Source organism: Pseudomonas sp. HLG18, assembly GCF_051903985.1.
Classification (GTDB): Bacteria; Pseudomonadota; Gammaproteobacteria; order Pseudomonadales; family Pseudomonadaceae; genus Aquipseudomonas; species Aquipseudomonas fluorescens_BT.
The window spans coordinates 4,933,790-4,954,770 of the sequence record NZ_CP195831.1 but is presented as its reverse complement, the minus strand read 5'-3'; the positions used below and the strand labels follow the sequence as shown (position 1 = coordinate 4,954,770).

Below are 20,981 nucleotides of genomic sequence, written 5' to 3'. Positions count from 1 at the left end.
GACAGCAAATCTGTATGGAAATAATACAGATGTGTTGAATCTGTAATGCTTTTGTCGGCCCGCGCATCATGGAATCTCTGGCTACCCAAGTAAACAGGAGCGACAAAAATGAACGGCTTGAGCGATGTGCGGCTGACGTTACACCGTCAGGAACTGGAGGCAGGGCAACAGGACAACGCGCGCAACGAGATGCTGCGCAACGCGCCGTCCGGCCTGAACCGCTGGGGCCTGTTCTGGCATCGTCTGCACACACGCAAAGCGCTGCTGGGCCTGACGGCGGAGCAGCTCAAGGATGTCGGGCTGACTCGCGAACAGGCGCTGGAGGAGGGGTTGAAGCCGTTCTGGCGGATCTGAACGCTTTAGCGCCTGTTTCGGCCCCTTCGCGAGCAAGCCCGCTCCCACAGTAGTGGTGGTGTTCACAAAATCAGTGTCCACCACCGACCTTGTGGGAGCTGGCTTGCCAGCGATGGCGGCCTCAAGGACGCTACAAAATCATCAGACCAACTCTTTAAGGCGATGCCACAACATCCCCAACGCCAGCAGCGGCGAGCGCAGATGCTTGCCACCGGGGAAGGTGATGTGGGGCACTTTGGCGAACAGGTCGAAACCGCCGCTGTGCTGGCCGCTGATGGCCTCGGCCAGCAACTTGCCCGCCAGGTGCGTGGCATTCACCCCGTGACCGGAATAGGCCTGGGCGTAATACACGTTCGGCTGATCGCTTAGCCGGCCAATCTGCGGCAGACGGTTGGCTCCGATGCCGATCATCCCGCCCCACTGATACTCGATCTTCGCCGAAGCCAGTTGCGGGAATACTTCGAGCATCTTCGGCCGCATGTACGCGCCGATGTCCTTCGGATCACGACCTGAGTAATGGCAGGCGCCGCCGAACAGCAGACGACGGTCCGCCGAGAGGCGGTAGTAATCCAGCGCCACCCGCTGGTCGCAGACCGCCATGTTCTGTGGCAGCAGGGCGTGGGCCTGTTCTTCGCTCAGTGGTTCGGTGGCGATGATGTAGCTGCCGGCTGGCAACACCTTGCCGCTGAGTTGCGGATTCAGATCGTTGAGGTATGCGTTGCAGCCGAGCACCAGGGTTTTCGCCCGCACCGAGCCTTTCGCCGTGTACACCCGGACTTCAGGGCCGTAGTTGATGCGGGTGACCGCCGATTGTTCGAACAGCTTCACCCCCAGTTGCTGCGCCGCGGCGGCTTCGCCGAGTGCCAGGTTCAACGGATGCAGATGCCCGGAACCCATATCGATCAGGCCGCCGACGTAGCGTTTGGAGCCGACCACAGTGTGCATTTCGTTCGCTTGCAGCAGGCGGGTTTCATAGCGGTAACCGAGACCTCGGAGTTCTTCGGCATCCTCGGCAAAACCCTCGAGATCGCGGGGTTTGTTGGCGAGGTCGCAGTAGCCCCAGGTCAGGTCGCAGGGGATCTGAAAACGCTCGACGCGTTGTCGGACGATTTCCACGGCTTCCAGGCCCATGAGTTTCATCTGGCGCACGCCGTCGGCGCCGATCACATTGGCGAACTGATCGAGGCCGTGACCCACCCCGCGAATCAATTGCCCACCATTGCGGCCGCTGGCGCCCCAGCCAATCCGATGCGCTTCCAGCAGCACGACGCTCAGCCCGCGATCTGCCAGCTCCAGCGCGGTGTTCAGCCCGGAGAAACCGCCGCCGACCACGCACACGTCCGCGATCAGCTCGCCTTGCAGCACCGGATGGTCGGGCTGCGGCAGGCTGCTGGCGGCGTAGTAAGAGGCAACGTGGGGTTGGCTCGCGAAGGCTTGGGCGCGGGCATTCATGGGCGTCATCCTGAACGGGTGTCGAGAAAATTTGACGGAGCATAAGCCGCAGGCCCGAGGCCGGGCAACATTGGTCGGCCCGTGGTGTCTGGATCACGGCTTTTGCGGCACAATTGCCGCCTATTTCGCTCCGGTTACCGCTGCAATGAGCTGCAACAGTCAGAAAATCCGCACCCTGCGTCAGCAGATTCCCACGTTCGAGTGCGTGCCGGGCTGTCATGACTGCTGTGGGCCGGTGACCACCTCGCCCGAGGAAATGTCCCGCCTGCCGCGCAAGACTCGCGCCGAGCAGGACGCGGCCATGGAAGAACTCAACTGTGTGCACCTGGGGCCGAACGGCTGCACGGTGTATGACGAACGGCCGCTGATCTGCCGCTTGTTCGGCACCACCCAGACCTTGCCGTGCCCCAACGGCCGTCGGCCGGTGGAGCTGATTCACCCACGGGTCGAGAAGCAGGTGTTCGAGTACATGGCCGAGAACCGGCAAGTGCTGGTCTGAGCGTTCAGTCCGGAATCGGCAGGCTCAGGCTCTCTTTCACTTCTTCCATCACGATGTAGCTCTTGGATTCGCGTACGTGCGGCAGCTTGAGCAGGATGTCGCCCAGCAGCTTGCGGTACGAGGCCATCTCGGAAATCCGCGCCTTCACCAGATAGTCGAAATCCCCTGACACCAGGTGGCACTCCAGTACGTGGGGCAATTTCAGCACCGCGCGTCGGAACTCTTCGAAAGTATCGCCGGACTTGTAGTCGAGGCTGATCTCGACGAACACCAGCAGACTACCCTTCAAGTGCTGCGGATTCAGGCGGGCGTTGTAGCCCATGATGATCCCCTCACGCTCCAGGCGTCGCACCCGCTCGGTGCAGGGCGTGGTGGAGAGCCCGACTTTTTCGCCCAGTTCAGTGAATGATATCCGCCCGTCCGCCTGCAGGATCCGCAAGATGTTGCGGTCGATCTTGTCCAGCTCACGTTTGGTCTGAGTATTGGTACGCATAGGGGATGCGCCTCCGTGAAAAGGGTTTTTGCCGAGAATTGTCGCCAAATATAGGCGCTTATACAGTGAAAAGCACTGGCGAATCTTTTTTACACTGCGCGCATCATTGCTCTGACAACAGACGTACGCGGCACGCCGCGAGAGGGATACAAAAATGCGCGTTATGGTCTTGGGTAGCGGCGTCATCGGTACCGCCAGTGCTTACTATCTGGCCCGTGCCGGGTTTGAAGTGGTGGTGGTCGACCGGCAGCCCGCCGCGGCCATGGAGACCAGTTTCGCCAACGCCGGCCAGGTCTCGCCGGGCTACGCCTCGCCGTGGGCCGCGCCGGGCGTTCCGCTCAAGGCCATCAAATGGCTGCTGCAACGCCACGCGCCGCTGGCGATCAAGGCCACCGCCGACATCGACCAGTACCTGTGGATGGCGCAGATGCTGCGCAACTGCACCGCCAACCGTTACGCGGTGAACAAGGAGCGCATGGTGCGTCTGTCCGAGTACAGCCGCGACTGCCTCGACGAATTGCGCGCCGAAACCGGCATCGCCTACGAAGGCCGCAGCTTGGGCACCACCCAGCTGTTCCGCACCCAGGCTCAGCTTGATGGCGCCGCCAAGGACATCGCCGTCCTGAAAGAGTCCGGCGTACCGTTCGAAGTCCTCGACCGCGCCGGCATTGCCCGCGTCGAGCCGGCGCTGGCCAGCGTCACCGACATCCTCGCCGGTGCCCTGCGCCTGCCGAACGACCAGACCGGCGACTGCCAGATTTTCACCACCCGCCTCGCCGAAATGGCCGTGAACCTGGGTGTGGAATTCCGTTTCAACCAGGACATCCAGCGCCTCGACTTCGCCGGTGACCGCATCAACGGCGTGTGGATCGACGGCAAGCTGGAAACCGCCGACCGCTACGTGCTGGCCCTCGGCAGCTACTCGCCGCAACTGCTCAAGCCGCTGGGTATCAAGGCCCCGGTCTATCCGTTGAAGGGCTACTCGCTGACCGTGCCGATCACCAACCCGGCCATGGCCCCGACTTCGACCATCCTCGACGAGACCTACAAGGTCGCGATCACTCGTTTCGACAACCGCATCCGCGTTGGCGGCATGGCGGAGATCGCCGGTTTTGACCTGTCGCTCAACCCGCGTCGGCGCGAAACCCTGGAGATGATCGTCAACGACCTTTATCCTCAGGGCGGCAATCTGGCCGAAGCGAGTTTCTGGACCGGTCTGCGTCCAACCACGCCGGATGGCACGCCGATCGTCGGCGCCACCCCGTTCAAGAACCTGTTCCTGAACACCGGTCACGGCACCCTCGGCTGGACCATGGCGTGTGGCTCCGGTCGCTTGCTGGCTGACCTGATGGCGAAGAAAAAGCCGCAGATCAGCGCCGAAGGCCTCGATATTTCCCGTTATGGCAACAAGACCCAGGAGTCCGCAAAGCATGGCAATCCAGCGCCAGCTCACCAATGAGCGCATGAGTCAGATCGTCAGCCACAACGGTACGGTGTATCTGTCCGGGCAGGTCGGCGATGACTTCAACGCCGGTGTCGAACAGCAGACCCGCGACGTACTCGCCAACATCGAGCGTCTGCTCGATCTGGCCGGCACCGACAAACAGCATCTGCTGTCGGCGACGATCTATCTGAACGACATCGAGGCGCACTTTGCCGGCATGAATTCGGTGTGGGATCAGTGGCTGCCCAAAGGCGCCGCGCCGGCCCGTGCCACGGTTGAAGCGAAGATGGCCAAGCCGAGCATCCTGGTCGAGATCTCCATCGTCGCCGCGTTGCCGTAACCCGTTGTAAAGATCCCTCTCCCGGTGCTGTTGGCGGTTCACGCCGCCAGCCAGCGCCGGTTTTTATTCCATGACCGCCAAGAAGTCTGCTGCCATGCGTCCTGCCCGTGCCCTGATCGACCTTCAAGCCCTGCGTCACAACTACCGTATCGCCCGCGAAGTCACCGGTGCCAAGGCATTGGCGGTGATCAAGGCCGATGCCTACGGCCACGGCGCAGTGCGATGTGCCCAGGCGCTGGAGGCTGAAGCGGATGGCTTCGCGGTGGCCTGTATCGAAGAAGCCCTGGAGCTGCGTGCCGCTGGCATTCGTGCGCCGGTGCTGTTGCTTGAAGGTTTTTTCGAAGCCGATGAGCTGGCGCTGATCGTCGAGCACGATTTCTGGTGTGTGGTGCATTCGCTGTGGCAGCTCGAAGCGATCGAACAGACGACGTTGAGCAAACCGATCACTGTGTGGCTGAAGCTCGATTCGGGCATGCACCGTGTTGGCCTGCATCCCAAGGATTACCCGGCGGCTTACCAGCGTCTGCTGGCCAGCGGCAAAGTGGCGAAAGTCGTGCTGATGAGCCACTTCGCCCGTGCCGATGAGCTGCACGAGCAGAGCAGCGCCGATCAGGTTGCAGTGTTTGAAGCGGCACGTCAGGGCCTGGCAGCCGAAGTCAGCCTGCGTAACTCGCCGGCGGTACTGGGCTGGCCACAGATTCACAGCGACTGGGTGCGTCCGGGCATCATGCTTTACGGTGCCACCCCTTTCGAAGAAGCCAACGCTGTGGCCGAGCGCCTGCAACCGGTGATGACGCTGGAGTCGAAAGTCATCAGCGTACGTGAACTGCCTGCCGGTGAACCGGTGGGCTATGGCGCCAAATTCATCACTGACAAACCGATGCGCATCGGCGTGGTCGCCATGGGTTACGCCGACGGCTATCCGCGCCAGGCGCCGACCGGCACCCCGGTGCTGGTCGCTGGCAAGCGCAGCCGCATTCTGGGCCGCGTGTCGATGGACATGCTGTGCATCGACCTGACCGATGTGCCGGAAGCCGGCCTGGGTTCGACCGTCGAGCTGTGGGGCAAGAACATCCTCGCCAGTGACGTGGCGAAGTGGGCGGATACCATTGCGTACCAGATCTTCTGCAACCTGCGCCGGGTGCCAAGGCTCTATTCCGGGGGTTGAAGCCCGGGCCGGGCCCAAGTGTTGTAAATACTGAACGCTGTCGCCATGATAACGCTCAATATTTCTACAACACTCAGGAGGCCCAAGCCTTGGACGTCGGTGAACGACTGCAATCGATCCGCAAGCTCAAAGGGCTTTCCCAGCGTGAACTCGCCAAGCGCGCGGGCGTCACCAACAGCACCATTTCGATGATCGAAAAGAACAGCGTCAGCCCTTCGATCAGTTCGCTGAGGAAGGTGCTGGGCGGGATTCCCATGTCCATGGTCGAGTTCTTTTCCGAAGAAATCCTCCAGGAAAAACCGACCCAGATCGTCTACAAGGCCAACGAGCTGATCGACATTTCCGACGGCGCCGTGACCATGAAACTGGTCGGCCGCGCACACCCGAGCCGAGCCATCGCGTTTCTCAACGAAATCTATCCACCGGGCGCCGACACCGGCGAAGAAATGCTCACCCACGAAGGCGAAGAAACCGGAATTCTGGTGGAGGGGCGCCTGGAGCTGGTGGTGGGCCTTGAAACTTTTATCCTCGAAGCCGGCGACAGCTACTACTTTGAAAGTACCAAGCCGCATCGTTTCCGTAATCCGTTCGACGCGCCGGCGCGACTAATCAGCGCAGCCACGCCGGCGAACTTTTAAACCGAGAGACGCCAGGCCACTGCGGCAAAGGTGTCCGGACTGTTTGACCGATGCGCAACAAGACCCCTTTAACTTTGGGGTTGTTTCAGTGTGGCGGGCTACCCGCTATACTTGCGCCCGCCTGCGAACCGTGGCCGCAGGCGTGAATAGCCACCATTGAGGGTGAACGCGTGAATCTAATTATGAAAATGCTGGCTGCACCAGCAACCGTACTGGCCCTCTGGGCTGTCAGCGCTCAAGCTGCGACGAATGACGACATTGCCAAACGCCTCGAGCCCGTCGGCCAGGTCTGTGTTCAAGGGCAAGAGTGCAAGGGGATGGAAGTCGCTGCTTCGGCGGGCGGCGGTGGCGGCGCCAAGACGCCGGATGAAGTGATTGCCAAACATTGCAACGCTTGCCACGGCACCGGCCTGCTGGGTGCACCGAAAATCGGTGACGCCGCAGCATGGAAAGAGCGCGCCGATCACCAGGGCGGCCTCGACGGCATCCTGGCCAAGGCCATCACCGGTATCAACTCCATGCCTCCGAAAGGCACCTGCGCCGACTGCTCGGATGATGAGCTCAAGGGCGCCATCCAGAAGATGTCCGGCCTGAAGTAAGGCGCGCTTCTGACGAAAAAAACCGTCTTCGGACGGTTTTTTTGTACCTGCGATTCAGGCTCTAGGCTGTTCATTGCAGCAAACAACCGGCAATCTCGGTCGTACCCCTATTCACGGAACGGGCAGGAGGCTTCAGATGGTGCAGTTGTGTTCGATCGAACAAGCAGTGGACGACGTACTGGCACGGTTGCCGGCGCACATCCACATGGGCCTGCCGCTGGGGCTGGGCAAACCCAATCCCTTCGTCAACGCGCTGTACCGGCGGGTTGCCGGATTGCCTGAACGGCAGCTGACGATCTACACCGCCCTGTGCCTCGGCCGTCCTGCCCTGGGCGATGGTTTGCAAAAGCGCTTCATCGAACCCTTCGTCGAGCGGGTGTTCGGTGATTACCCGGAGCTGGAGTTTCTTGCTGACCTGCGCCGCGACAGCCTGCCGGCCAACATCCGTATCGAGCAATTTTTCATGCAGCCCGGCAGTCTGCTCAACAGCGCGCGGGCCCAGCAGGATTACGTCAGCAGCAACTACAGCCACGCCGCCCGTGACATCAACGCCGCCGGCCTGAACCTGGTGGCGCAGTTGCTCGCCAGCAGCAGTGAACATCCCGATCGCCTGAGCCTGAGCTGCAACCCGGACATCACTCTCGACCTGTTCCCGATGATCGCCAAACGCCGGGCGGCGGGGGAGACCATACTGCTGGTCGGTCAGGTGCACACGGAGTTGCCGTACATGCCCGGCGACGCCGAAGTGGATATCGATACCTTTGACCTGCTGATCGACGAAAAGGACAGCAGCACACTGTTTTCCACGCCGAACATGCCCGTCGGCTTTCAGGATCACTTCATCGGCCTGCACGCCAGTACGTTGGTGCGTGACGGCGGCACGTTGCAGATCGGTATCGGTTCGATGGGCGATGCGCTGACCGCCGCGTTGCTGGCGCGTCAGGCCGACAATACCGGCTACCGGGAGTTGCTGGGCGATATGAATCTCAGCCAGTGGGCGCAACTGATCGAACGCGAGGGCGGCATCGAGCCGTTCGCCAAAGGCCTTTACGGTTGCAGCGAAATGTTCGTCAACGGCCTGCTGGTACTGGCGGACGCGGGGATCATCCGGCGCAAGGTCTACCCTGACGTGCAGACTCAGGAACAGGCCAACGCCGGCACCCTCGACGAGGCCGCGCAAACCGACGGCATTTCAGTGCACGGCGGTTTCTTCCTCGGACCGCGCAGTTTCTATGAGCGATTGCGCGAACTGCCCCACAGCAAACGTCTTGAATTCAACATGACCCGCATCAGCTACATCAACGAGCTGTACGGTCAGGAAGAGCTCAAGCGCCTGCAGCGCATTGATGCTCGATTCATCAACACCGCATTCACCATGACCCTGCTCGGGGCAGGGGTGTCCGATCAGCTACAGGATGGTCGGGTGCTCAGCGGCGTCGGCGGGCAGTACAACTTCGTCGCCCAGGGCCATGCGTTGCACGATGCGCGGTCGATCCTGCTGCTGCGCAGCTGGCGCGAATCCGGCGGTGACGTCAGTTCGAACATTGTCTGGGAGTACGGCCACTGCACGATTCCACGGCACCTGCGCGACATCGTGGTGACCGAGTACGGCATCGCCGATCTGCGCGGCAAGTCCGATGCAGTGGTGATCGAGGCGTTGCTCAATATCAGCGACTCACGCTTCCAGCAGGGCCTGATCGAACAGGCGCAGAAGGTCGGCAAGCTGCCGAAGGATTTTCGACTCGATCCGCGCTTTACCGACAACACGCCGCAACGCTTGCAGGCGATTGCCGCACGGCATCCGAACCTGTTTCCGGAGTATCCGCTGGGCTGCGATTTCACTGAGGTCGAGAAGGATCTGTTGCGGGCGCTGAACTGGCTCAAGAGCAAGTTCAAGCTGACCGAGATTCTGGAACTGGGCAAGGCAGCGCTGGACGCGCCTGAGGCTTCGCTGTATCCGGAGCATCTGGCGCGCATGCAGCTCACCCATCCGGAAGGCCTGAAGGAAGACCTGTTTCAACGGTTGTTGCTCAGTGGCCTGAAGGCCACCGCGCAATTGTATTCACCGTAAAACCAACTGTGGGAGCAAGCCCGCTCCCACAGGGATAATGCGATGAAGCCGGGTTATTCGATGAAAGTAACCACGCCATCCTTCAGCGATTTCACGCGAGCCAGCGACTCGACGCGGTAACCCTGCGAATCAAGCTCCGCACGGCCGCCCTGAAACGACTTCTCGATCACGATGCCCAGGCCCGCGACGGTGGCGCCGGCCTGCTTGATGATCGAAATCAGCGCCTGGGACGCCTTACCGTTGGCCAGGAAGTCGTCGATGATCAGCACGCGGTCGCTGCTGGTCAGGTGACGCGGGGAGATGGCGACGGTGCTTTCGGTCTTCTTGGTGAACGAGTAAACGGTCGCCGACAGCAGGTTTTCAGTCAGGGTCAGGGACTGTTGCTTGCGGGCGAAGATCACCGGGACGCCGAGGTTCAGACCGGTCATGATCGCCGGGGCGATGCCCGACGCTTCGATGGTGACGATCTTGGTGATGCCGGAATCCTTGAACAGCGAGGCGAATTCGTCGCCGATCAGCTTCATCAGGGCCGGGTCGATCTGGTGGTTCAGGAAGGCGTCGACCTTCAGGACCTGGTCGGAAAGCACAATGCCTTGTTCGCGGATTTTCTGGTGCAATGCTTCCATGAAGCTGTCCTCTGTTGGCGCTTTGTGCGCCGAAGGTCTAGTAAAAAAGTGGTCAATTCTAGCGCTTTAACATCGCGCGTATATCAGCCAGTGCGCTGTTGCCCCGCACGGCTTTGACTTCGGTCGGTGTGTCGTCGTTGCCTTCCCAGGCCAGGTCGTCCGGCGGCAGCTCATCGAGGAAGCGGCTGGGCGCGCAGTCGATGATCTCGCCGTACTGTTTGCGCTTGGCGGCGAAGGTGAACGCGAGGGTCTGGCGCGCACGGGTAATGCCCACGTAGGCCAGGCGGCGTTCTTCTTCGATGGTGTCGGCTTCGATGCTGGAGCGGTGCGGGAGGATTTCCTCTTCCATGCCCATGATGAACACGTAGGGGAATTCCAGACCTTTGGACGCATGCAAGGTCATCATCTGCACGCCTTCGGCGCCGTCCTCTTCTTCCTGCTGACGTTCCAGCATGTCACGCAGGACCAGTTTGCCGATGGCGTCCTCGACGGTCATTTCGCCGTCTTCGTCTTTTTCCAGAGTGTTCTTCAAGGCTTCGATCAGGAACCAGACGTTGCTCATCCGGTAGTCCGCGGCCTTGTCGCTGGAACTGTTGGTGCGCAGCCAGTTCTCGTAGTCGATGTCCATGACCATGCTGCGCAGGGCCGAGATCGGGTCTTCGCCGGCGCATTGCTCGCGCACCTTGTCCATGAAGCGCTTGAAGCGCGACAGACGATCGGTGAAGCGGCTGTCCAGATGCTCGCCCAGGCCGAGTTCGTCGGTGGCGGCGTACATCGAAATCTTGCGTTCGGTGGCGTAGTTGCCGAGTTTTTCCAGGGTCGTCGAGCCGATTTCCCGGCGCGGTACGTTGATCACCCGCAGGAAGGCGTTGTCGTCGTCCGGGTTCACGATCAGGCGGAAGTAGGCCATCAGGTCTTTCACTTCCTGGCGGCCGAAGAAGCTGTTGCCGCCGCTCAAACGGTACGGCACCTGGTGGTGCTGCAGTTTCAGCTCGATCAGCTTGGCCTGATAGTTACCGCGATAGAGGATCGCGAAATCGCTGTACGGGCGGTCGGTGCGCAAGTGCAGGCTGAGGATTTCCATGGCCACGCGCTCGGCTTCGGCGTCCTCGTTGCGGCAGCGGATCACTCGGATCTCGTCGCCGTGGCCCATCTCACTCCACAGCTGCTTTTCGAATTCGTGCGGGTTGTTCGAGATCAGCACGTTGGCACAGCGCAGGATGCGGCTGGTGGAGCGGTAGTTCTGCTCCAGCATCACCACTTTCAGGGACGGATAATCGTCCTTGAGCAGCATCAGGTTTTCCGGCCGCGCGCCGCGCCAGGCGTAGATCGACTGGTCGTCGTCGCCTACCACGGTGAACTGGTTGCGCTTGCCAATGAGCATTTTCACCAGCAGGTACTGGCTGGCGTTGGTGTCCTGGTATTCGTCGACCAGCAGGTAACGCACCTTGTTCTGCCACTTTTCGAGGATGTCGGCGTGCTCTTCGAAGAGCTTCACCGGCAGCAGGATCAGGTCGTCGAAGTCCACCGCGTTGAACGCCTTGAGCGTGCGTTGGTAGTGGGTGTAGACGATGGCGGCGGTCTGTTCCTTGGGGTTGCGGGCGTTTTCCAGGGCCTGGGCTGGCAGGATCAGGTCGTTTTTCCAGGCGCCGATCATGTTCTTGATCTCGTCGACGCCGTCGTCGCCTGCGTATTCCTTCTGCATGATGTCGGTCATCAGCGACTTGACGTCGGTTTCGTCGAAGATCGAGAAACCGGGTTTGTAGCCCAGTCGTTCATGTTCCTTGCGGATGATGTTCAGGCCCAGGTTGTGGAAGGTGCAAACGGTCAGGCCGCGACCTTCACCTGGACGCAGCAGGGTGCCGACCCGTTCCTTCATCTCCCGCGCGGCCTTGTTGGTGAAGGTCATGGCGACGATGTACTGGGCGCGAATGCCGCAGTTCTGGATCAGGTGCGCGATCTTGCGGGTGATCACGCTGGTCTTGCCGGAGCCGGCACCGGCGAGCACCAATAGAGGGCCGCCGACGTAGTTCACGGCTTCTTGCTGCCGGGGATTGAGTCGGGACATACGAAAATTCGGGAGTCGTTGACGAAATGGGCCGGCATTTTAACAGGCTCAGCGATTTGTGCTGCTCTCTCCGACTTGTGACGTACCACGCGATTCAAATTTGCCGGTTTTGTTACTTTCACGCAGGATGCGCGGTGATTTTGCGGCTAATGTACTCATTCGTGACACAAAATAACGTTTTGATAACCGTTGTCATTGGTCATTGTTCTTCGCAACGGCATAATGCCCGCCGCCCACATCATTGCAGAGTCTAGGGAGTCAGCTTGTCTACGCCTGTCGAACCCTTGCGTTTGCTGCTACTGGCCGAAGAGCCAGCGTGGACAGCGTTATTGCGCGAGTGTCTGGCTCCGATGGGGAGCGCAGCGGTGCTGATCAGCGCGCCAAGCTGGGAGTCGGTCAGCACTCTGTTCGAAGACAACCGCCATGCGGTGCTGTTGACTGTTCCCGCGTTGCAGCCGGCGCCCGGCCGGTGCAACCTGCCGACGGTGTTGCTGCTGGAGCACGAACCGGCGACCGCGCCCGACGGCGTCAGCGACTGGTTGGTGTTCGATGCCCTCGATGCCGGCATGCTGCGGCGTTGCCTGCGCCATGTGCGCGAACGCGGCGTGCTGGAAAACACCTTGCAACGTCTGGCGGAGCAGGATCCGCTGACCGGTATCGCCAACCGCCAGGGCTTTCAGACCTTGCTGGCGGCGCGCCTTGCCGAAAATGACGGCCGTGGCCTGGCCCTCGGCCATCTCGATCTCGATAACTTCCGCTACGCCAACGATGCCCTCGGCCACCAGGCCGGCGACCGCTTGATCCTGCAAGTGGTCGCCCGGCTGAAAAGTCAGCTGGAGGCCGGCGATCAACTGGCGCGTCTGGGCAGCGATGAATTCGCCCTGCTGATCGACACCCGTCGCGCCCCGCAACGGGCCGAATGGATGGCTGAGCGTATTACCGAAGCCTTGGCCGAGCCTTACTGGATCGACGGTGAAAGCCTGTTGATCGGTTCCAGTCTGGGCATCGCTCATGCCCGTGCGCAGGGGGGGGCCGATCCATTGATGTGGCACGCGCACATTGCCATGCAGCAGGCCAAGAGCACTCAAGGCTGCACCTTTCACATCTTCAACGAACGGATCAACCGCAACGCCCGGAGCATTGCCGACCTCGAAAGTGAGTTGCGCCGGGCGCTGCGCCGCGACGAACTGGAGCTGCATTACCAGCCGCGCCTGAACCTGCAGGACGGCCAGATCGTCGGCCTCGAGGCGTTGGTGCGCTGGCGTCACAGTGAACGCGGTCTGCTGCCGCCGAGCGAATTCGTGCCGCTGGCCGAGCAGAGCGGTCTGATCGTGCCGCTGGGTTACTGGGTCATTTCCCGGGCCCTGCGCGACATGCAGGCCTTGCGCGAACGCGGATTGCCGGCGCTGCACATGGCGATCAACCTGTCGTTCCGCCAGTTCCAGGACAGCCAGTTGCTGCCGACCCTCAGCCGTTTGATTGCGGAGCGCGGGGTTGAGGCGCAATGGCTGGAATTCGAACTCACCGAAACCGCCGTGATGCGTCGCAGCGATCTGGTCAAGCAAACCATGGACGCCCTCGGTCGCCTCGGTGTGCGGTTCTCGCTGGATGATTTCGGCACCGGGTTCTCGTCGTTCGTGCACCTCAACAGCCTGCCGATCACCTTGCTGAAGATCGACAAGAGCTTCGTGGGCGGCATGGAGCAGCGCGAAGAGAACCGCAAACTGGTGCACGCGATGATCAACCTTGCCCACAACCTGCACCTGGAGGTGGTGGCCGAAGGGGTGGAAACCCGGGAGCAACTGGATCTGTTGCGCGGATTCGGCTGCGATCAGGTGCAGGGTTACCTGATCAGCAAGCCGTTGCCACTGGCGGAGCTGGTTGACTATCTGATTGCTGACGCCAGCCAGCCTCCGCTGGGGATCGTGGTTTAGCCTCAAATCCCTGTGGGAGCGAGCGTGCTCCCGCAGGGAAACTCACTCGGGCTGAGCGATTTTGAAGCCTTGAGATTGCGGTTCCAGTCGAATCATCCGCTTCATCTTCCATTCGAACGCCAGCGTCAGGCTGATCGCCGCACACGCCAGCCCCAGCGCCAGACCCCACCAGACGCCGGTCGGTCCCCAGTGCAAGTGGAACGCCATCAGCCATGCTGCCGGCGCGCCGATCAGCCAGTAGCAACCGAGGCCGACCAGGAAAGTGGTCTTGGCATCCTTGAGTCCGCGGATGCAGCCCATGGCAATCGTCTGGGTGCCGTCGAACAGCTCGAACCACGCTGCCACGGCGAGCAGGCTGACGGCCAGACGAATCACCTCGGCAAACGCCGGGTCGTTATGGTCGAGGAACAAGCCGACCAACTGATTCGGCAGCAACCAGAACACCATCGCGAACCCCAGCATCACCACTGCACCAAAGACGATGCCGACCCGGCCCGACATCCGCGCATCGCCCAGTTGTCCGGCGCCGTAGTGCTGGCCGACGCGCATGGTGATCGCGTAGGACATGCCCGCCGGCACCATGAACGCTACCGAAACGATTTGCAGGGCAATCTGGTGCGCCGCCAGTTGGGTGCTGCCCATGGTGCCCATGCACAGGGCCGCGAAGGCGAACAGGCCGACTTCCACCGCGTAGGTGCCGCCAATCGGCAGGCCCAGGCGCCAGAGTTCTTTCAGGTACTGCCGGTTCGGCCGCGACAGGCCCTGGCGCAGCGGGTAAGCGTCATAGGCCGGATGCCGACGGATATGCCACGCCAACCCCAGCGCCATGCAGTTGGCAACAATCGCCGTAACCAGTCCGATCCCCGTCAGCCCCAGTTTCGGCAGGCCGAACATGCCGGTGATCAACGCGTAATTGAGCAGGAAATTGGCCACGGTGCCGGCGAGACTGATGACCATCACCGGCGTTGCCCGGCCGATGGCACTGGTGAAACCGCGCAGGGCCATGAAGCTCAGATAGCCGGGCAGGGCGAACGGCAGTGCGATCAGAAATTGCCCGGCGGCGTTGACGTTGGTCTCGGTCTGGCCGAACAGCAACAGCACCGGTTTCAGATTCCACAGCAGCAGCCCGGCGCCCAGCGCCATCAGCCACGCCAGCCACAGTCCGGCCTGGGTCAGCTTGGCGGCGCCGAGAATGTCGCCGGCGCCCTGACGGATTGCCACCAGGGTGCCGACCGCCGCGATCACACCAATGCAGAAGATCGACACGAATGAATAGCTCGCCGCTCCCAGACCGCCGCCGGCCAGTGCTTCGGGACTGAGGCGCGCCATCATCAGGGTGTCGGTCAGCACCATCAGCATGTGCGCCAACTGCGAGGCGATCAACGGCCCCGCCAGCCGCAGGATGGCCCAGAGTTCGTTATGCACAGGACGCTGCATGGTGTTCACATCCTTATAAAAGAGGGAGCAAGAGACCGTCGATTCTCAGGGTTTGGCGCAGGTTGCACAAAGGGATAAAAAGGATGGGTGGCATGATTAAAACTCATCCTGCCGCGATTCTGCTAAGTTGGCGCAATCCCGCCATTGGAGTGCTGTGCATGTCCCGTCGTCTTCCACCCTTGTATGCCCTGCGTGCATTCGAAGCGGCGGCACGCCACAGCTCGTTCACCCGCGCAGCCGAAGAGCTTTCGATTACGCAGAGTGCGGTCAGCCGGCATATCCGCACGCTCGAAGAGCACTTCGCTTGCCGGCTGTTCCATCGCAGCGGACGCAATCTGCAACTGACCGAATCGGCGCGCCTGCTGTTGCCCGGCATCCGTGAAGGTTTTGCGGCGCTTGAGCGAGCCTGCAATACGTTGCGTGCCGAAGACGACATCCTGCGCATGAAAGCCCCATCGACCCTGACCATGCGCTGGCTGCTGGCGCGGCTCAGTCGCTTCCGCCATTTGCAGCCGGGTAACGAGGTGCAGCTGACCAGTGCCTGGATGGACGTGGACTCGGTGGACTTCAACAACGAGCCTTTCGATTGCGCGGTGCTGTTGAGCGACGGGCATTTTCCGCCGGACTGGGAGGCCAGTTTGTTGTTCCCGGAAGAACTGATCCCGGTCGGGGCGCCCAACCTGCTTAATGACCAGCCCTGGGATGTGGCGCGACTGGCCGCCACCGAATTGCTGCACCCGACCCCGGATCGTCGCGACTGGCGCAGCTGGCTGGAGCACATGGGTCTGTCCGATCAGGTGTCGCTCAAGGGCGGGCAGGTGTTCGATACCCTGGAACTCGGGATGATTGCGGCCGCCCGTGGCTATGGGGTTTCCATGGGCGATCTGCTGATGGTGGCCGAGGATGTCGCGCAAGGGCGCCTGAGTCTGCCGTGGCCAACGGCGGTTGCCAGCGGACTGAATTATTACCTGGTGTGGCCAAAGACCCGTCCGGGAGGTGAACGTTTGCGCCGACTCAGCGACTTCCTGCAAGGCGAAGTCCACGCCATGGTGCTGCCGCAGGTCGCGCGCTTGAGCTGAAACGTTCGAGCCGCCACAATGCAGGCCCGGGGCCATACCCCTGCTGTGCGCTCAAGTATTCGCGTTTACCGCCGAATATGTCCAAGTGGAACCGTCGTGCCGGTTCCACGCATCACCCCCATTATTAGAATTTTCCGAGCCGCGATCAGGGAGGATCCGCAGACTCGGCCAGGAGCTGTCCATGTCTCAACCTCGCGCTCGGATCGCCTCGCAGCTGGGCCTCGCGCTCGCCGTGATACTGGCGATAGTCATCAGCGGCAGTACGGTGTTCGCCCTGCGTTCGCTGGATACCGCCAACCTCGCCACCCGTGAAGAACACCTGGCCAGCGAAGCCCGCCTGCTCGCCGACCAGTTGAGTACCTTCCACGGCACGCTGCGTGAAAGCACCCAGCGCCTCAGCGGGCTGTTCGAGAAGCGCTTCAGCGCGGGCCTGAGCATTCACCCGGACGAGCCGGTCAGCGTGGCGGGCACCCAGACCCCGGGCCTGCACCTGGGCAGCGAAGTGTTGAACAACAACTTCAAGGAAGTCGACGAGTTCAAGCAGATGACGGCGGGCGTTGCCACGCTGTTTGTGCGCAGCGGCGAAGACTTCGTGCGGGTCAGCACCTCGCTGACCAAGCAGGACGGCAGCCGCGCCATCGGCACCTTGCTTGATCACGCTCACCCGGCCTACGCAAAGTTGATGGCGGGGCAGGGCTACGTCGGTCGTGCGCTGCTGTTTGATCGTTCCTACATGACTCAGTACACCCCGGTGCGCGACAGCAGCGGCAAGGTGATCGCGGTGTTGTTCGTCGGTTTCGATTACACCGACGCGCAGAACGCCCAGTTCGACAACCTCAAGCGCTTCCGCATCGGCCAGACCGGCTCGCTGGCGCTGCTGGACGAAAAGAACCAGTGGCTGGTGGCGCCGGCCGGCGTACAGGCGCTGGATCAAGCGGTCCCGGTGATCAACGGTCTGGCGAAAGCACCGGGTAAAGGCCGGTTCTGGAGCGACAAGTCCGAAGACTTCTACAGCATCGCCGTGCCGTTCGAAGGCGGCCCGTGGTCGGTGGTGGCGAGCATGCCGAAAGCCGAGATCCGCGCGGTGACCTGGAGCGTCGGCACTCAGTTGGCCATCGGCAGCCTGCTGGCGATGCTGCTGGCGGTCGGCTCCGTAGTCTGGTTGTTGCGTAGCAAACTGGCGCCGCTGGGCGATCTGGTGCGTCAGGCTGAAGCCTTGGGTGCCGGTGATCTGAGCGTGCGTCTGAACGTGTCGAGCAACGATGAAATCGGCCAACTGGCCCGCGCCTTCAATCAGATGAGCCAGGCGCTGTCGACCATGGTCGAGCACATCCGCCGCGCCTCGGAAGAGGTCAACAGCCGTGCCCAGGCGCTGTCCGGTTTGTCCGGTGGCGCTTACGAAGGCATGGAGCAGCAGTCGGGCGAAATCACCAGCATGGCCGGCGCGGTGGAAGAGTTCTCCGCCACCTCGCTGAACATTGCCGACAACATGGGCAACACCCAGCGTCTGGCCCAGGAAAATGCCCAGCAGACCCAGATCGGTCGCAGCTCGATGGAAGAAGCGTCGTCCTCGCTGGAGCAGATTGCCGGCGCGCTGAACACCACGGCGACCGTGATCAACACCCTGGGTCAGCGCTCCCAGGAAATCGGCGGCATCGTCAGCGTGATCACCTCGATTGCCGAACAGACCAACCTGCTGGCACTCAACGCTGCCATCGAGGCGGCCCGTGCTGGCGAGCAAGGTCGCGGCTTTGCTGTGGTGGCCGACGAGGTGCGCAGCCTGGCTTCGCGTACCCGTCAGGCGACGGATGAAATTTCCAGCATGATTCACAGCATTCAGCAGGAAACCGGCAACGCCATCAGCACCATGGAGCAGGGCAACCTGCTGATGCAGGAAGGCCTGTCGCGTAACGCCAACGTGGCGTCGGCGCTGGCGCGGATCGATGAGCAGAGCCGTTCGGCCGGGCAGCAGTTTGCGGCAATCACCACGGCGACCCAGGAACAGAGCAGCACCGCGACGTTGTTGAGCAGCAATCTGCAGAGCATTGCGATGGCCAACAGCGAACAGCGCGAAGTGGTGTCGAACCTGGCGATCACCGCCAAGGAGCTGGAAGGCCTGGCAGCCGACCTGCGCCAAGAGGTCGACCGCTTCCGTTGAAGTGTTTTTGAAATAGCTATCGCGAGCAGGCTCGCTCCCACAGGATTCGCGTTGAACCTGTGAGAGCGAGCCTGCTCGCGTTTGAGCTCGCCACAATCTCGGCACTTACTGAGTCGCCGGCCGATACTGCAACGCTTCGGCCAGATGCTCGCGACTGATATCCGCGCACTTTTCCAGATCCGCCAGCGTCCGCGCGACCTTGAGCAGCCGGTGCGCCGAGCGCAGAGACAAGGTCAATCTTTCGCACGCGGTCTCCAGCCAGGTTTCATCGGCTGTGGATAACTTGCAGTGCTTCTTCAGCCCTGGCAAATCGAGAAACGCATTGGCGCAGCCCTGGCGCTTTTGCTGGCGCTCGCGGGCTTCGGCGACCAACGCCGCCGCACTGGCACTGTCCTCTCCCGGTTTCACCGCAGGGTTCAACGCTGTGGCCTCCCGCGCCACCGTCAGGTGCAAATCGATCCGGTCCAGCAACGGCCCCGACAGTTTGTTGCGATAGCGCTGCACCATGTCCGGTGTGCACGAGCATTTGCCGCTCGGCTCGCCAAGATATCCACAGGGGCAGGGATTCATCGCCGCCACCAACTGGAATCTCGCGGGAAACCGCACCCGTTCCTTGGCCCTTGCGATCACGATGCAGCCGGATTCCAGCGGTTCGCGCAGCACCTCCAGCACCTTGCGATCAAACTCCGGCAGTTCGTCGAGGAACAGCACGCCGTGGTGGGCGAGTGTGATTTCGCCGGGTTGCGGTTTTGAGCTGCCGCCGACCAGCGCCGGCCCGGAGGCCGAGTGATGCGGTTGGCGGAACGGGCGCTGTGGCCAGTGAGTCAGGGGGACGCCGCTGGCGACGGATTGAATCGCCGCCACTTCCAGCGCCTCACTCTCGGCCAGCGGTGGCAGCAACCCCGGCAATCGACTGGCCAGCAACGTTTTACCCGTCCCCGGTGGCCCGCTGAACAGCAGGTTGTGCGCGCCGGCCGCGGCAATCAGCAGCGCTCGTTTCGCGGCCAGTTGGCCCTGGACTTCATTCAGGTCGGGATAGGGTTTGGCGGCATGGATCAGCCCATCCGAGACATAAGGCTCGACTGGCGTATGCCCGTTGAAATGCGCCACGGCCTCGAGCAGATGATCCACTGCGATCACCCTCAATCCTGACGCCAGACACGCTTCCTCGGCATTCGCCCGTGGCACCACCAGCGTCCGCCCGGCCTTGCGCGCCGCCAGCGCCGCCGGCAACACCCCGCGTACCGCCCGCACTGCGCCGGATAGCGCCAACTCACCCAGACATTCCACGTCATCGAGCGTCAACGTCGGCACCTGCACACTCGCCGACAGAATCCCCAGCGCAATCGCCAGATCGAACCGGCCGCCATCCTTGGGCAGATCCGCCGGCGCCAGATTCAAGGTGATCCGCCGCGCCGGAAACTGCAGCCCGGAATTGATGATCGCACTGCGCACCCGGTCCTTGCTCTCTTTCACCGCCGCTTCGGGCAAGCCGACCATGGTCAGCGAGGGCAAGCCGTTGGCCAGGTGAACTTCGACGGTGACGGCGGGAGCATCCACGCCAATCTGGGCGCGGCTGTGGACGATGGCGAGGGACATGGTCGTTCCTTGAGTTGAATCGAGGGGCCGCTTCCTGCGGGTTTTTGAAGGGTAGTTGAGCGGGGTTCTAGCGTTTGAGTAGAGGTTTACAAGACGTATCAGAAAGCGGTTGTGCGGGCCTATGCACTCACGCTGAAGCGTTGACTCTCGAGAAGTATTAAAGGATTCTCGCGCTCGAGGACTGCAATTGCGCATCTGTCGGGACTGGGCACCAGCAAGGCTCCCCCGCATTTTTGGCAGTAGAGAAGCTGGTTTCTCTGAAGTAGTGACGACGGGCCAGCCCGTCGGATTCTGAACCCAAGGCCGTAAAGCCAGGAGCTAAAGAATCGCTGCGACTACTCCTCCAAATACAAAAAAGGCGTCCTGTCGGACGCCTTTTTCTTTTTCTGATTCAGTATCTTCTGCCTGCCAACAGACCGCTTGGCTCAAGCTCAGGTCCGCACGTAAGGGCGACTTCAATAAACCTCCGTTGATTGGCTGACATATTTCCAGCCAGTCGGAGTGCTTCAAGGTGTAGTTCAACAATCAGAAGTAGCTTTGTCTTCCTCTTTTTATCCTTCACAGAGACCTCCATCCTGATGGGTGAATTTTCGTTTGCCAATGTAATGACAGGTGTAAGGACTGCATAACCAGGCGTAGACGCCGATTTTTGTAGGGGCATGCCCTAATAGTTGTAGGACGCTAGTGAAAGCGACTCGACGGTCTTGTATTGCAAAATCGGATGCTCCAGTTTGACCACTCAATGCAGCCTCTGGAGGCGAAAAATGAACCGCAATGGTATGCGCTCGATTCATCCCGGCGAGGTTCTGAATAAGGAGTTCATGGAGCCGTTGGGCATGCCTGTCATGGACTTGGCCATGCCCACGAACTGGCCTGAAATCGAGATCGAGAAGCTTGTGAAATGCCAGCTCCAGGATCTGCGCCGATCTGGCAATCAGGCTGGCCATCCACCTCAACACCCCGCCTGAGTTCTGGATGAGTCTTCAGTCGACTTGCGATTTACGCAGGGCCCAGCATCCGGG

The 20,981-nt window shown here is 61.5% G+C and carries 17 protein-coding genes and 1 pseudogene; 12 read left to right on the top strand and 6 right to left on the bottom strand.

Annotated elements, in window-relative coordinates:
* Positions 1 to 108 precede the first annotated feature (108 nt).
* A complete protein-coding gene (locus ACSPX5_RS22880; protein WP_439820306.1) occupies positions 109 to 354 on the top strand; it encodes a DUF1127 domain-containing protein in 246 nt (81 codons plus the stop codon).
* A 141-nt stretch (positions 355 to 495) separates the two neighbouring features.
* Here the strand turns inward: ACSPX5_RS22880 and ACSPX5_RS22875 are convergent, their stop codons facing one another.
* Positions 496 to 1,806: an NAD(P)/FAD-dependent oxidoreductase gene (locus ACSPX5_RS22875; protein ID WP_439820305.1), complete on the bottom strand. Its 1,311-nt coding sequence runs from the start codon at positions 1,804 to 1,806 to the stop codon at positions 496 to 498.
* A 145-nt stretch (positions 1,807 to 1,951) separates the two neighbouring features.
* Between ACSPX5_RS22875 and ACSPX5_RS22870 the strand changes: the two genes are divergently transcribed.
* The gene (locus ACSPX5_RS22870; protein WP_007954485.1) at positions 1,952 to 2,305 is read left to right on the top strand and encodes a YkgJ family cysteine cluster protein; all 354 of its coding nucleotides are present in this window, start codon (positions 1,952 to 1,954) and stop codon (positions 2,303 to 2,305) included.
* Positions 2,306 to 2,309: 4 nt separating this feature from the next.
* Here the strand turns inward: ACSPX5_RS22870 and ACSPX5_RS22865 are convergent, their stop codons facing one another.
* Positions 2,310 to 2,798 carry an Lrp/AsnC ligand binding domain-containing protein gene (locus ACSPX5_RS22865; RefSeq protein ID WP_003177284.1) on the bottom strand — a complete coding sequence of 163 codons (489 nt, stop codon included), beginning with the start codon at positions 2,796 to 2,798 and terminating at the stop codon, positions 2,310 to 2,312.
* Positions 2,799 to 2,952: 154 nt separating this feature from the next.
* Between ACSPX5_RS22865 and dadA the strand changes: the two genes are divergently transcribed.
* From dadA to ACSPX5_RS22835, 6 genes are all read left to right on the top strand, one after another.
* Positions 2,953 to 4,257: a D-amino acid dehydrogenase gene (gene dadA / locus ACSPX5_RS22860; RefSeq protein ID WP_085708888.1), complete on the top strand. Its 1,305-nt coding sequence runs from the start codon at positions 2,953 to 2,955 to the stop codon at positions 4,255 to 4,257.
* Entirely contained in the window at positions 4,229 to 4,582 is a 354-nt protein-coding gene (locus ACSPX5_RS22855; protein ID WP_039765240.1) for a RidA family protein, read from the top strand. Before dadA ends, ACSPX5_RS22855 begins: the two co-directional genes overlap by 29 nt.
* A gap of 94 nt (positions 4,583 to 4,676) precedes the next feature.
* Complete coding sequence (gene alr / locus ACSPX5_RS22850) at positions 4,677 to 5,750, top strand: alanine racemase (RefSeq protein WP_207865452.1); 1,074 nt, start codon at positions 4,677 to 4,679, stop codon at positions 5,748 to 5,750.
* 89 nt (positions 5,751 to 5,839) lie between these two features.
* Positions 5,840 to 6,388: a cupin domain-containing protein gene (locus ACSPX5_RS22845; RefSeq protein ID WP_003229444.1), complete on the top strand. Its 549-nt coding sequence runs from the start codon at positions 5,840 to 5,842 to the stop codon at positions 6,386 to 6,388.
* 182 nt (positions 6,389 to 6,570) lie between these two features.
* Positions 6,571 to 6,987 carry a c-type cytochrome gene (locus ACSPX5_RS22840; RefSeq protein WP_034152043.1) on the top strand — a complete coding sequence of 139 codons (417 nt, stop codon included), beginning with the start codon at positions 6,571 to 6,573 and terminating at the stop codon, positions 6,985 to 6,987.
* Between the two features lie 136 nt (positions 6,988 to 7,123).
* On the top strand, positions 7,124 to 9,058 hold the full coding sequence (locus ACSPX5_RS22835; RefSeq protein WP_439820304.1) for an acetyl-CoA hydrolase/transferase C-terminal domain-containing protein: 1,935 nt from the start codon (positions 7,124 to 7,126) through the stop codon (positions 9,056 to 9,058).
* A 53-nt stretch (positions 9,059 to 9,111) separates the two neighbouring features.
* Here the strand turns inward: ACSPX5_RS22835 and ACSPX5_RS22830 are convergent, their stop codons facing one another.
* Both ACSPX5_RS22830 and rep read right to left on the bottom strand, forming a co-directional pair.
* The gene (locus tag ACSPX5_RS22830) at positions 9,112 to 9,684 is read right to left on the bottom strand and encodes a xanthine phosphoribosyltransferase (RefSeq protein ID WP_007920398.1); all 573 of its coding nucleotides are present in this window, start codon (positions 9,682 to 9,684) and stop codon (positions 9,112 to 9,114) included.
* A gap of 58 nt (positions 9,685 to 9,742) precedes the next feature.
* A complete protein-coding gene (gene rep / locus ACSPX5_RS22825; RefSeq protein ID WP_039765244.1) occupies positions 9,743 to 11,752 on the bottom strand; it encodes a DNA helicase Rep in 2,010 nt (669 codons plus the stop codon).
* A 263-nt stretch (positions 11,753 to 12,015) separates the two neighbouring features.
* On the opposite strand from rep, the gene ACSPX5_RS22820 reads away from it, so the two are divergent.
* Complete coding sequence (locus ACSPX5_RS22820; protein ID WP_169432444.1) at positions 12,016 to 13,686, top strand: putative bifunctional diguanylate cyclase/phosphodiesterase; 1,671 nt, start codon at positions 12,016 to 12,018, stop codon at positions 13,684 to 13,686.
* Positions 13,687 to 13,728: 42 nt separating this feature from the next.
* Here ACSPX5_RS22820 and ACSPX5_RS22815 read toward each other — a convergent pair whose 3' ends face one another.
* The gene (locus ACSPX5_RS22815; protein ID WP_207865438.1) at positions 13,729 to 15,123 is read right to left on the bottom strand and encodes a NorM family multidrug efflux MATE transporter; all 1,395 of its coding nucleotides are present in this window, start codon (positions 15,121 to 15,123) and stop codon (positions 13,729 to 13,731) included.
* A gap of 158 nt (positions 15,124 to 15,281) precedes the next feature.
* Between ACSPX5_RS22815 and ACSPX5_RS22810 the strand changes: the two genes are divergently transcribed.
* Together ACSPX5_RS22810 and ACSPX5_RS22805 are read left to right on the top strand one after the other, a co-directional pair.
* Entirely contained in the window at positions 15,282 to 16,202 is a 921-nt protein-coding gene (locus tag ACSPX5_RS22810) for a LysR substrate-binding domain-containing protein (protein WP_169432442.1), read from the top strand.
* Between the two features lie 181 nt (positions 16,203 to 16,383).
* Complete coding sequence (locus tag ACSPX5_RS22805; RefSeq protein ID WP_207865439.1) at positions 16,384 to 18,360, top strand: methyl-accepting chemotaxis protein; 1,977 nt, start codon at positions 16,384 to 16,386, stop codon at positions 18,358 to 18,360.
* Positions 18,361 to 18,465: 105 nt separating this feature from the next.
* Here ACSPX5_RS22805 and ACSPX5_RS22800 read toward each other — a convergent pair whose 3' ends face one another.
* Positions 18,466 to 19,959, bottom strand: a complete 1,494-nt coding sequence (locus ACSPX5_RS22800) for a YifB family Mg chelatase-like AAA ATPase (RefSeq protein WP_207865440.1) — start codon at positions 19,957 to 19,959, stop codon at positions 18,466 to 18,468.
* 764 nt (positions 19,960 to 20,723) lie between these two features.
* Here ACSPX5_RS22800 and ACSPX5_RS22795 point away from each other — a divergent pair.
* Positions 20,724 to 20,973: pseudogene (locus ACSPX5_RS22795) on the top strand (HigA family addiction module antitoxin); the annotation flags it as partial.
* Positions 20,974 to 20,981: the final 8 nt, after the last annotated feature.